At 60.9% G+C, this 12,144-nt stretch carries 10 protein-coding genes; 9 read left to right on the top strand and 1 reads right to left on the bottom strand.

From position 1 onward, the window contains the following. Positions 1-227: 227 nt before the first annotated feature. On the bottom strand, positions 228-1,088 hold the full coding sequence (locus PY649_RS03275) for a MurR/RpiR family transcriptional regulator (RefSeq protein ID WP_285866704.1): 861 nt from the start codon (positions 1,086-1,088) through the stop codon (positions 228-230). Between the two features lie 240 nt (positions 1,089-1,328). Here PY649_RS03275 and murA point away from each other — a divergent pair, with 240 nt between their 5' ends. The 9 genes from murA (at position 1,329) to PY649_RS03230 (ending at position 12,091) form a co-directional block, all read left to right on the top strand. Continuing rightward, positions 1,329-2,585 (top strand): UDP-N-acetylglucosamine 1-carboxyvinyltransferase, encoded by a 1,257-nt coding sequence (gene murA, locus PY649_RS03270; RefSeq protein WP_285866702.1) that lies wholly within the window; start codon positions 1,329-1,331, stop codon positions 2,583-2,585. After that, positions 2,582-3,457, top strand: coding sequence for a glucosamine kinase nucleotide-binding domain-containing protein (locus PY649_RS03265; RefSeq protein ID WP_285866700.1), 876 nt, complete (start codon positions 2,582-2,584; stop codon positions 3,455-3,457). The genes murA and PY649_RS03265 overlap by 4 nt, the downstream gene beginning before the upstream one ends. A 270-nt stretch (positions 3,458-3,727) precedes the next feature. Beyond that, the gene (murQ, locus tag PY649_RS03260) at positions 3,728-4,651 is read left to right on the top strand and encodes an N-acetylmuramic acid 6-phosphate etherase (RefSeq protein ID WP_285866699.1); all 924 of its coding nucleotides are present in this window, start codon (positions 3,728-3,730) and stop codon (positions 4,649-4,651) included. An 83-nt stretch (positions 4,652-4,734) separates the two neighbouring features. Then, positions 4,735-6,255, top strand: a complete 1,521-nt coding sequence (locus PY649_RS03255; RefSeq protein WP_285866698.1) for an ABC transporter substrate-binding protein — start codon at positions 4,735-4,737, stop codon at positions 6,253-6,255. Between the two features lie 128 nt (positions 6,256-6,383). Further along, positions 6,384-7,343: an ABC transporter permease gene (locus tag PY649_RS03250; RefSeq protein ID WP_285866697.1), complete on the top strand. Its 960-nt coding sequence runs from the start codon at positions 6,384-6,386 to the stop codon at positions 7,341-7,343. Further along, positions 7,343-8,182, top strand: coding sequence for an ABC transporter permease (locus PY649_RS03245; RefSeq protein WP_285866696.1), 840 nt, complete (start codon positions 7,343-7,345; stop codon positions 8,180-8,182). Before PY649_RS03250 ends, PY649_RS03245 begins: the two co-directional genes overlap by 1 nt. Then, complete coding sequence (locus PY649_RS03240; RefSeq protein ID WP_285866695.1) at positions 8,179-9,921, top strand: ABC transporter ATP-binding protein; 1,743 nt, start codon at positions 8,179-8,181, stop codon at positions 9,919-9,921. Before PY649_RS03245 ends, PY649_RS03240 begins: the two co-directional genes overlap by 4 nt. 24 nt (positions 9,922-9,945) lie before the next feature. After that, entirely contained in the window at positions 9,946-10,965 is a 1,020-nt protein-coding gene (locus PY649_RS03235; RefSeq protein WP_285866694.1) for a serine hydrolase domain-containing protein, read from the top strand. Between the two features lie 10 nt (positions 10,966-10,975). Continuing rightward, positions 10,976-12,091: an anhydro-N-acetylmuramic acid kinase gene (locus PY649_RS03230; RefSeq protein ID WP_285866692.1), complete on the top strand. Its 1,116-nt coding sequence runs from the start codon at positions 10,976-10,978 to the stop codon at positions 12,089-12,091. The last annotated feature ends 53 nt before the right edge of the window (positions 12,092-12,144 follow it).

Here is a 12,144-nt window from a genome sequence, read left to right as displayed (position 1 = left end):
CGTAAACCCTTTCGGGTAGCGGTCCCTAACCGCGACCTGGAATATACAGATTCTCAATTTTGCAACAATGATAGATACAGTAAAATGACAATCATTGCGCGCAACAATCGACTATGTTGCGGGAATGTCACTGCAACCAAGGTTATGGTTGCATTTTAATAAGTATCAATTTTAAATTTCAATCGACGGGATCTGCCCGATAACTTGCCTGGCCGTATAGAGGTTTTCTATGACAGTTGCTTGGCCTTCAGCACCGAGACGGCCGCTTCGCTATTATGTACGTAATCGTTGGCGTCGGGCTGCCTCTGAATCAAAAGGATGAACAGCAGGTCGGTCAGCATCAGTTGGGCGTCGCGCGCAGTGATGGCCGAGGAGCGGACGCGGTCTTCATCGCCGACAGTATAGAGGCGGATATCGGCGACATGGGCCAGCGGATTGTCTTGAAGACCGGTCACGGCGATGACGGTCGCGTTTCGCTGGCTGGCAAGTTCTGCGATTCGCAGCGTTTCGATGCTGGTGCCGGAATAGGAGAGAGCGAACAGGAGGTCGTCGGCGCCAAGTGTCGAGGCATTGGCCATCTGCACATGGCTGTCGCTGTCGTGCAGCACATTGCGCCCGAGCTTCATCAGCTTATAGGAAAAGTCGCGAGCGACCAGCGATGAGGCGCCGACGCCGGCGAGATGAATGCGGCGCGCTTCGTAAAGCGCCTTCAGCGCCTTGTCGATATCGAGTTCGTTGTTGACGGCAATCGTCTGTTGCATGGCCTGCAGCTTGCTGCCAAGCAGTTTTTGCAGGATGGTCAGATAGCCGTCGTCCACTTCGATAGTCCCGTGGATCATGCCCGTTGGGGCCTGCCATTCCTGGGCTTTGGCCTCGCTGACTGCGAGCTTCAGCTCCTGGTAGCCGGCGTAGCCGAGTTTCTGGCTGAATTTGACGACGCTCGACTGGCTGCGACCGGTCTCGGCGGCAAGCGCAGCGGACGACAGACGCAGCATCTGGTCGGGATTTTCGACGATGAATTGCCCGATCTGACGATCGGCAGGCGCCATGCCTTCGAGCTTCGCGCTGATTTTCTTTAAGATAGACATCCGCCCCTTCAGGCCGTGGAGGCCGGTTCACGCGTCGACACAATCGAGCCACAAGATATCATCCGGCCGAGACTGGGCAACCATGCTTTCGCTCCGTCGGCCATGGACCTTATAGCAGAGAACGATTGGAATAAAAAATTCCAATTTACGTTGACATGGCGGAATGACCGAATAATCTTGAGCCAGAAGCAGAGGGCTGACGTCTGCTCCTTCACCCCTCTCCTTGACGGGTTTCACATCATGGACAGATTGCGGATATCAGGCGGAAACAGGTTGCAGGGCGCTGTGACGATTTCCGGCGCAAAGAATGCCGCCTTGCCGCAAATCGCGGCGGCGCTGCTCAGTCCCCATCCGCTGGAATTGACGAACCTGCCCGCTGTAACCGATGTCGAGAACATGCTCGGTGTCGTCACGCTTCATGGCGCCGTCGTGAACCGTGCGGCGCACGGCACGATCATCGATACAAGCGCCATCGTCTCGAAGGAAACTTCCTACGACACAGTGAGGCGTATGCGGGCGACCGTGCTGGTGCTGGCACCGCTGCTGGCGCGCTTCGGGCATGCCCGCGTCTCCTTGCCCGGCGGCTGCGCCATCGGCGCCCGGCCGGTCGACATGCACATCAAGGCGCTGGCGACGCTCGGGGCTGACGTTGCGATCGAGAATGGCCTAATCGTCGCATCGGCCCCTGGCGGGCTGAAGGGCGCGCGCGTTGTTCTAAGCTCCCCATCTGTCGGCGCGACCGAGACGGCTATGATGGCGGCATGCGCGGCCAAGGGCGAGACGGAGATCTTGAATGCGGCGCGCGAGCCGGAGGTGGCCGATCTTGCTGCCTGTCTCGGCGCCATGGGCGCCCGCATCGAGGGCGCCGGCACGCACCGCATCCTGATCGAAGGCAGCACGACGTGGCAGCCCGCCAAGCATCATGGCATTTCCGACCGGATCGAGGCCGGTACCTACGCAGTTGCAGCCGCGATCACTGGCGGCCAGCTTGAACTGATCCACGCCAGACTGGAGAACCTGGCTTCGGTTGTGCAGGCGCTGGAGGCCATGGGCGTCAGCGTCTGGCCGAGCGACCGCGGCCTGGTTGTTTCGAGGGATGGTCCGCTCAAGGGCGCCGATATTACTACTGAACCCTATCCCGGTTTTCCGACTGACCTGCAGGCACAGTTCATGGCGCTCGCCTGCTGCGCTGAAGGCGCCTCGCTGATCCGCGAGACGGTGTTCGAAAACCGCTTCATGCATGTGCCGGAATTGATGCGTCTCGGCGCCAACATCAAGCTGCAGGGCACCACGGCGTTGGTGCGGGGCGGCGCGCCTCTTCGAGGCGCACAGGTCATGGCGACCGATCTGCGCGCCTCTGTCTCTCTGGTGCTCGCGGCGCTGGTGTCGGAGGGCGAAACCATCATCAACCGCGTCTATCACCTCGACCGTGGCTATGAGCAACTGGATCGCAAGCTCCGCCTATGCGGCGCAGATATCGAGCGGCTGACGTCATGAGCGCGCGCTATTTTCTTGGTATCGACGGCGGAGGCACTGGTTGTCGCGCAAGAATCGAGGATGCGGCCGGCACAGTATTGGGTCAGGGACTGTCCGGCCCCGCAACCACCCGTCTCGGAATAGACGAAGCCTGGGCTTCCATTGCGAGGGCCTTCGGAGCGGCTATTGAGGAGGCCGGTCTTAGCGCGCCCGAGGTCAAGCGGATTCACGCAGGCGTTGGGCTCGCGGGGATCGGGCGGAAGGGCGCGCTTGAGGCATTGCGAGGCATAAATCATCCTTTTGCCAGCATCGATTTCGTCAGTGACGGCGAGGGCGCCTGTCTCGGCGCCCATTCGGGTCGTGACGGCGCGATCGTCATTGCCGGGACGGGATCGATTGGGCTCGGTTTTGTCGAAGGGCGCCACCTGCGGGTCGGCGGATATGGCTTTCCGATCTCCGACGAGGGCAGCGGCGCATATCTCGGACTGAAGGCGGTGCAGCTTGCACTGCGCGCGCATGACGGTCGCCAGGAGAAGACGGCCCTGCTGGCCGAAATCATGCAGCGCTTTCAGAATGATCCGATGGAAGCGGTCGCCTGGATGGACCGTGCCTCTGCAACGGACTACGCCGCTCTGGCGCCGATGGTGATGCGCCACGCAGACCAGGGAGATGCGGCCGGGCGGCGCATCGTCCAGAGCGCGGCCGAACACGTTGATACGCTGATCCGCACGCTTTTTGACAAGGGCGCACCTCGCGTTTCCCTGCTTGGCGGCTTGTCGAGTCCGCTCGAGCCGTGGCTCGCACCGGACGTCCGCCGCCGCCTGAAACCCATCGACGGGGATGCCGTCTTGGGCGCCATCATCCTTGCAAGGAAGTCGGTCTGCAGCCGCTGAAATGGCGGTCGCGCGCATCACCGGTTTGACACATCGAATTTGGAATATTTTATTCCTACAGCGATTGACGATCGGAATAAATGGACATAATGTTAAGAAAAGTAAACAGGGAAACTCGCAGCGAACGAGCCGCAAAGGCCGGCTGCGTGGGCTGATGACCAGCTTTCTGTTGCGTTGAAAATTAAAGCTGCTGCGGCCTGCCCGATCGTCATCGATCGAGCTTGCCATCCCTGATTTGTTGTATCGAAGCACAATTTCGAGAGCAGGCACATGAGCGAACAAAGGTTGATATCCGAACTGGAGCAGTTGGTTTCCGAGGGTCGCAATCCGAACACGATGCACATCGATCTGTTGTCGACCTTCGATATCCTGCGCGAAATCAATTATGAGGATCAGACCGTCCCCACTGCGGTCGAGAAGGTCATTCCGGCAATCGCCGCTGCCGTGAACCAGATCGTTGCGGCCTTCCAGAAGGGCGGCCGCCTGATCTACATGGGCGCCGGCACCAGCGGCCGGCTTGGCGTCCTCGACGCATCCGAATGCCCGCCGACCTTCAGCGTGCCGTCAAGCATGGTGATCGGCCTGATCGCCGGCGGCCCGGCTGCGCTGCAAAGCTCAATCGAAGGAGCCGAGGACGATCCGGAGCAGGGGCGGCAAGCCTTGCAGGACATTGCTCTGACCGCTGCGGACGTTGTAGTTGGCATTGCCGTCTCCGGTCGCACGCCTTACGTCATCGGTGGGTTGAACTACGCGAAGAGCGTCGGTGCGGTCACCGTCGCTCTGTCCTGCAACCCTAATTCCGTTATAGCCGGAATTGCCGATCTTGCGATTTCTCCCGTCGTCGGTCCGGAAATCCTGACGGGGTCGACCCGGCTGAAGTCGGGTACGGCGCAGAAACTCATACTCAACATGCTGACGACGGCGAGCATGATCCGGATCGGCAAAAGCTATCAGAATCTGATGGTTGACGTGCATGCGAGTAACAAGAAGCTGGTCGCCCGTGCTTCCAGGATCGTCATGCAGGCGACTGGCTGCACGCTGGAAGAAGCACGCCGAGCGCTCGACCAGACAGGCAATGATGTCAAACTCGCCATTCTCATGGAAATTACCGGGATGGGCATTGAAGAAGCCCGCGCGGCATTGCAAAACGCTGGTGGATTTCTGCGGAGGGCAATCAGCGCGAAGACCGCATGAACTTACGTTGCGGCAGCAACGGTTTTAATGAAAGCGGCCAAAACCGGCCGGGGAAGCGTTAAGACGCTCAGAGGGAGAAAAGAATGAAAAGGCATTTTGCAAGGAAGTTGATTTCGTGTGTCGCGGTGGCGGCGGGTCTCGGCATGGCGTCGGTTTCTACGGAGGCATACGCGGCAACGCTGCGCCTTGCATGGTCCCAGGACGCGACCGGGCTTGATCCGCACAAGCAGACTGCCTTTTCCTCGATTCGCCTGCTGGAGCTGATCTATGAGCCGCTCGTCCGGCTCGACAGCAATCTGCAGATCGTGCCCGCCATTGCCGACAGCTGGCAGTTTTCGGCTGATGGCAAGGAGCTGACCTTCAAGCTCAATCCGAATGCCAAGTTCCAGAACGGCGCTGCCGTCACTTCGGCTGACGTGAAGGCATCGTTCCAGCGCATTCTCGATCAGGCGACAGGTGCCGCCGCCCGCGCCAATTTCCTTTCGATCGCCAGCATCGATACGCCCGATGCGACGACCGTGGTCTTCCATCTGTCGCAGCCTGACGTTCCGATCCTGACGTCGATGACCAGCCTCAACGCCGCCATCGTTCCGGCAAGCGAAATCACCGCCGGCTCGATCGGTACGAAGGCGATCGGTTCCGGTCCCTTCAAGCTCGAGAATTGGGTTCCGAATTCCAAGGAAGTCCTAAGCGCCAACAAGGCCTGGGCCGGCGGCACGGTAGGCGTCGATGGCATCGACGTCAGCGTCCTCCCGGATGAAACGGCAATCCTGGCATCGCTTCGTACTGGCCAGATCGATTTTGCGCTTCTGAACGACCCGCTGGTGGCGACGCTCGTTCCCAAGGAGCCGAAGCTGCAACTAACCCGGACGCCGGTGCTTTCCTATAACGTCCTGCAGCTCAACCCGTCGCGCAAGCCAATGGATCAGCTTGCCGTGCGTCAGGCGATCTCCTGCGCCATCGACCGGCAGGACGTGCTGGACACGGCAGCGCTCGGCGAAGGCAAGGTGACCGGCCCGCTGACTATGCCCCTCTATGCGACTGATCCGAGCCAGCTCTTCTGCTACAAGCGCGATGTCGAGAAGGCAAAGAAGCTGATGGCCGACGCGGGCTTTGCTAACGGCTTTTCCGCAACCGTGATCGCCGCCACCGGCGAGCCGCCGACGGCGACCGCCGAAGCCCAGGTCATCCAGTCGCAGCTCGCCGAAATCGGCATCAAGCTCGATATCAAGGTGATGGAACTCAACGTCTATGTCGACGCTTGGCTGAAAGGCAATTTCGACATGGCGGTGGCGCTGAACGGCGGAAGCGCCGATCCCTATTCCATGTATAACCGCTACTGGACGAAGACGGGCAACCTGCAGAAGGTCGCCAACTATATCGACGATACGCTGGACGGTCAGATGCAGAAGGGCCGTGTCGAAACCGATCCGGCGAAGCGCAAGGTCATTTTCGCCGACTTCGAAAAGCATATTGCCGAAGTCTCGCCCTGGATCTGGCTCTATACGGCATACGGCTACACGGCCGAGCAGAAGAACGTCGAGGGCTTCGTGCCGACGCCGACGGGCTCTCTCTTCGGTCTCAGCAAGGTATCCATCAAGTAACGGATACCAGGTTCTAGAGCGGTTCAACTTTTCATGAAGTGCAGAACCGCTCTAACCTTTTGTTTTTACGCAATTCCGGACAGAAAACCGCTTCGCACTTTTCCTGGAATTGCTCTAGAGGACGTTCCATGGGTTACCTGACACGCCGGCTGACGACATTCCCACTGATCATGTTGGGAGTGTCCGTCCTCGTGTTCGTCGCCATCCGGCTGGTGCCGGGTGACGCGATCACAGCGATGCTGGGAACCAATGCCGGCCTGCTGACGCCCGAGCAGCGGCAGGCCCTCGCAGTCTATTTCGGCATCGACCAATCATGGTTCGTGCAGTACTGGCATTGGCTGTTCGGCGTACTGCAGGGCAATCTCGGCATTTCCGTCACCTACGGCAAGCCGGTGCTCGACATCATCCTCGAGCGATTTCCGCTGACGCTCGAGCTTGCGCTGCTCTCCATGGTGATCGCCCTGCTGATCGGCCTGCCTGCCGGCGTCTTCGCTGCGACACGAAACGAAAAGCTGTCCGATCTTGCCGTGCGCATCGTCGCCATCGTCGGGCAGTCCACACCGAATTTCGTCCTCGGCCTTCTTATCATCTATGCGCTTTCGGCGGGTTTTGGCGTCTTGCCGACCATGGGCGCGTTCACTCCGTTCCTGCAGGATCCGCTCGGCAATCTCGGCCAGATGATCCTGCCGGCGCTGACGCTCGGCTTTGCCTTTGCAGCCTCGGTCACACGCGTCGTACGCTCGGCAATGCTGGACGTTCTGAGCGATGACTATGTCCGCACCGCCCGCAGTCGCGGCGTGCCGTCCCGCGGCGTCATCTGGCGCCATGCGCTGCCCAACGCGCTCATTCCGGTCGTGACGCTGAGCGGCGTGGAATTCGGTTATCTTCTCGGCGGAGCCGTGCTCGTCGAGCAGATCTATGCGCTGCCCGGTCTCGGACGGTTGGTGCTGGATGCGATCCAACAGCGTGACTATGCGCTGGTCCAAGGCTGCGTCCTGTTCATCGCTTTCAATTTCATGATCGTCAATCTTCTCGTCGACCTTGCCTATGTCGCGGTCGATCCGCGCGTTCGTCTGGGAGAGGGTTGATGCGCATTGGAAAGGCCATTTTCGGGCATACGAGCGGCCGCATCGGTGGCGTGATCGTTGGTGTCTATGTCATTCTCGCCATTCTCGGCACTCTGGGGCTAACGCCGCACGATCCGGTGATGCGGAGCCCCTTGAACCGCCTTCATGCGCCAAGTTTCGCATTTTGGATGGGCACCGATCTGCTCGGGCGCGATGTGATGAGCCGGCTCATGAGCGGCATTGGCGAATCCTTCATCGTCGCCTTCCTCTCTGTCGCGGTCGCAAGCCTCATCGGCACCGTGCTCGGATTGACGGCCGCCTGGTTCGGAAAGCGATGGGACGGGCTGATCATGCGTACTATGGACGTCCTGCTGGCATTCCCGGCCATCCTCCTTGCGCTATTGATCATCGCCATCATTGGTCCCGGCACATGGACCAGCGTTGCCGCTATCGCCATCGTCTACACGCCGATCTTTACCCGCGTGGTGCGCGGGCCGGCGCTATCATTGAAATCGCGCGATTTCGTCGATGCGGCCCGCACCTTCGGCAGCAGCAAGCCTTATATACTGACACGGCATCTGCTGCTGAACCTTGTTGCACCACTGACCGTCCAGATTACCCTGGCGCTCGCCTGGTCGCTTCTAACTGAGGCCGGTTTGAGCTTCCTGGGCCTCGGTACGCAGCCGCCGGCCTCTTCGCTTGGACTGATGCTCAGCGACAGCCGCAACCTGATGGAGACCGCACCTTGGCTGCTGATCTTCCCAGGCCTCACCATCATGATTAGCATCCTCGGCTTCAATCTGCTCGGCGATGCGCTGCGTGATATTCTCGATCCGAAGATGCGGAGGTCCAATCCGTGAGCCCTCTGCTTTCTGTTTCCGATCTGCAAGTGGGCTTTGGCCGCAATCCGGAGGCCAACAGGATCGTCCACGGCGTCAGCTTCGATCTTGCCGCCGGCGAGACGCTGGCGATTGTCGGCGAGAGCGGCTCGGGGAAATCGGTGACCGCGCTGTCGATCAACCGTCTCGTCGATTTCGGCGGTGGCCGCATCATCGGTGGCTCGATCAAGCTAAAGCGGACCGATAACAGCGTTCTCGACCTGACGACGGCAACCGAAGCGGAATTGACGAAAATCCGTGGCGCCGAGATCGGCATGATCTTCCAGGAGCCGATGACCTCGCTCAATCCTGTGCTGACCATCGGCACACAGATCGAAGAGTGTTTCCGCCTGCATCGCGGCTTGACCGGCCGTCAGGCGACCGCCGCCGCAAAGGATGCGCTGGATCGTGTCCGAATCCCCGATGCCACGCGGCGGCTGAAATATTGCCCGAACCAGCTTTCCGGGGGCATGCTGCAGCGTGTGATGATCGCGACAGCGCTCGCCTGCAATCCGCGCCTGCTGATCGCCGACGAGCCGACCACGGCGCTGGATGTGACGGTGCAGGCGCAGATCATGGCGCTTCTTGCCGAGCTGAAGCGCGAGACCGGCATGTCGATGATTTTCATCACTCACGACATCGGCCTCGTTGCAGGCATCGCTGATAAGGTCATGGTGATGCAGGCAGGCCGAGCAGTCGAACAAGGCGAGCTAAACCAGATCCTCGATAAGCCCAGCCATCCTTATACGCAGCATCTCCTCCATTCCGTCCCCCATTTTTCGGCGGGCCGCGCGGCGCGCTCGGATTTCAGCCGTGACGACTCCGAGAAACCCACGCCGGCGTTAAAGGTCGATGGGTTGACTGTTCGCTTTCCGGTATCGGGCAGCTTTTTCCGCCGTCCGACCGGCGAGGTGCATGCGGTCGAGGGCGTCGGTTTCGATCTGCTGGAAGGCGAAACGCTGGCGATTGTTGGCGAGAGCGGCTCGGGCAAATCCACCACGGCGCGGGCAATCCTCGGATTGGTGAAGTCGACCCGCGGGACGTTTACTGCGAGTGCCGGGAAGACGGCTGATCGCACGAGTGCCGTGCAGATGGTGTTTCAGAATCCCTATGCCTCGCTCAACCCACGACTTCGGGTCGATAGCATCCTGGCCGAGCCCATTATCGCCGCCGGCGGCCGTGCATCGGGCGAAACGCGCAACAGAATGGTCACGTTGCTGAAGCGCGTCGGCCTGCCCGAGAATAGCCTTGAGCGCTATCCACATGAGTTCTCGGGCGGACAACGCCAGAGGCTGTGCATTGCGCGGGCGCTGATGTTGAATCCCTCGGTTCTTGTGCTGGACGAGGCCGTCTCGGCGCTGGACGTCTCCGTTCAGGCGCAAGTCCTGGACCTGTTGATCGAATTGCAGCGCGAGTATGGGCTTGCCTACCTTTTCATCTCGCATGACATGGCCGTCGTCGAGCGGATCGCACACAGGATCGCGGTGATCTATGCCGGCCAGATCGTCGAGATCGGCGATGCCGCGTCGGTGCTGTCGCAGCCGAAGCATTCCTACACCAAGCGGCTGATCTCGGCGGTTCCGACGGTCGACCGCCGGCGGGAGAGTTTTGCGCTGGATACGCGTCAGGTCCCCTCACTGGTGCGCCCGCTCGGCTTCGAGCCGGCTGCGCCGGAATGGCGCCGGTTTGCTCCGGATCACATGGCCCAGGCGGAAGCTTGAGAGAGACGCGACGGGGAGGGGAGCATGACGGCAGCGGGAAATATGGAATTCGTACAGCGTTTCGATCAGGCGTTCGCGCCGGTTGAAGCCGCCGTCGCGGCCGGACGCATTCCCGGCGGCGTGCTCGGCATGATCGATCGCGACGGCAACCGGATGGTCCGTGCGGTTGGCTTGGCACAGAAGATCCCGGTCACGCGGCCAATGTTCGCCGATACGTGGTTCGATTTGGCTTCCCTCACCAAAGTCATCTTCACAACGCCGCGCATTCTAGCTTTGGCGGAAGCGGGTACGATCGATCTCGATGCACGGCTGATTTCGCTGCTGCCGGATCTGCGCCAATATGATGCGGCTGCCTGGGAGCGGAAGGTGACGTTTCGCCAGTGCCTCGGCCATCAGACGCCCTTTCCCGCCGTCGAGCCGCTTTATACCTACGGCCGCGATCCCGACCTGCTGCGCGCCTTCATTCTGCAGCGTGAGTGGCGGGCCGGTCCGCCTGTTTATTCTGACATCAACTTCATTCTGCTCGGCTTTGCGCTGGAGCGCCTGACGGGTCAGACGATCCGCGACATGGATGCGGGACCGGGCTTCGCCTTTTCTGCCGCGCCCGATCAGGCAGCCGCGACGGAGGATTGCACCTGGCGTCACCGTGTTCTCTCGGGTGAAGTCCACGATGATAATTGTTCGGCTCTGCAGGGCGCCGGTCATGCCGGTTTGTTTGGAACGGCCGGCTCGATCCTTGATTTTGCCGAGGGGTTGCTCGCTGGGACCGGCGCCGCCGAACGCTCGATCGCTTTAATGCGCACGCCGTTGTCGGCGACACGCACCCATGGATGGGAGCGGCCCTATGACGGCTGGTCCGGAGGCAACTTTTGCTCGCCAGGTACGATCGGTCATACGGGCTTCACCGGTACTGGTCTCTGGATCGATTTCGATCAGGGCAGGGCCTGGACCTTGCTCACCAACCGCATTCATCCGACCCGCCATTTCGACAGTGGGATCGCGGCGCTTCGCCAAACCGTCGGCGATCTCGTCAATAGAGCTTAGGAGCTTGATCATGGAACCAATCTGGGCAGTCGGTCTGATGACCGGAACCGTTCTCGACGGCAATATTGATGTCGCCCTGCTGAAGACGGATGGCGAGCGGGTCGAGGAGTTCGGTCCTTATGTGCTGGCGCCTTATCCGGAATGGATCAGGACATTGCTGGAAGAGACATTGGCGCAGGCCCGGATTTGGAATTTCAACGGGCTTGAGCCGGAAATCTTCAAGCGAGCCGAGGAGGCCTTGACGCGCGCGCAGTCGGCCGCTGTCAAGGAACTTGTCGAAAGCTATGGCCTGACCATGGCCGACATCGGGGTAGTCGGTTTCCACGGCCAGACCGTGCTGCATCGGGCACCGCAGGAGGGTCGCCTCGGCGATACGCGCCAGCTTGGCGACGGCGAATTGATGCGCTCCATCCTCGGTACCAAGGTCGCCTATGACTTCCGTTCCGCCGACGTGCGCGCAGGCGGTCAGGGCGCGCCCTTGGCGGCTGCTTATCATACCGCCCTGCTGCGCCGCGCCGGAGCTGGAGACGATACCGCCATCCTCAATCTTGGCGGCGTCGCCAACATCACCTGGTCGGACGGCGAAGGCAATTTCGTCGCCTTCGACACCGGGCCGGCCAATGCGCCGCTCAATGATTTCGTTGGATCCCACGGCCTTGGCGAGATGGACAGGGACGGTGCGCTCGGCCGGGCTGGCACGGTCGATGAGGCAAGGCTCGCGAGGCTGCTGCAACACCCCTATCTCAGTGCAGCCTATCCGAAATCGCTGGATCGTTTCGACTTCGGCGCCTCCATGGCTGATGGGCTCGGCCCAGAAGACGGCGCGGCGACGCTGTCCGCCTTCACCGCGTCCGCTGTCGGCAAGGCGCTGGACCTGCTGCCCCGTCGCCCGAAAAAACTGGTGGTCAGCGGCGGCGGCCGCCGTAATCCGACCATTATGTCGATGCTCAAGACCCGAGCCGGCGTGGAGCCGATCTCGGCGGAAACGCTTGGCTGGCGTGGCGACGCTGTCGAAGCCGAATGCTTCGCGTTTTTGGCCGTGCGAGTCTTGAGAGGCCTCCCGATCAGCTTCCCGGGAACAACAGGCGTACCGACGCCGATGTGCGGCGGACGCCTCGCCGAATAGGCCAGCTTCAGCGGAAATCATACTTCGATCCTAATCGAACCATTGCCGAGCGA

It is taken from the genome of Rhizobium mayense (assembly GCF_030272705.1).
GTDB lineage: Bacteria > Pseudomonadota > Alphaproteobacteria > Rhizobiales > Rhizobiaceae > Rhizobium > Rhizobium mayense.
This window is presented reverse-complemented; position numbering and strand designations above follow the sequence as displayed.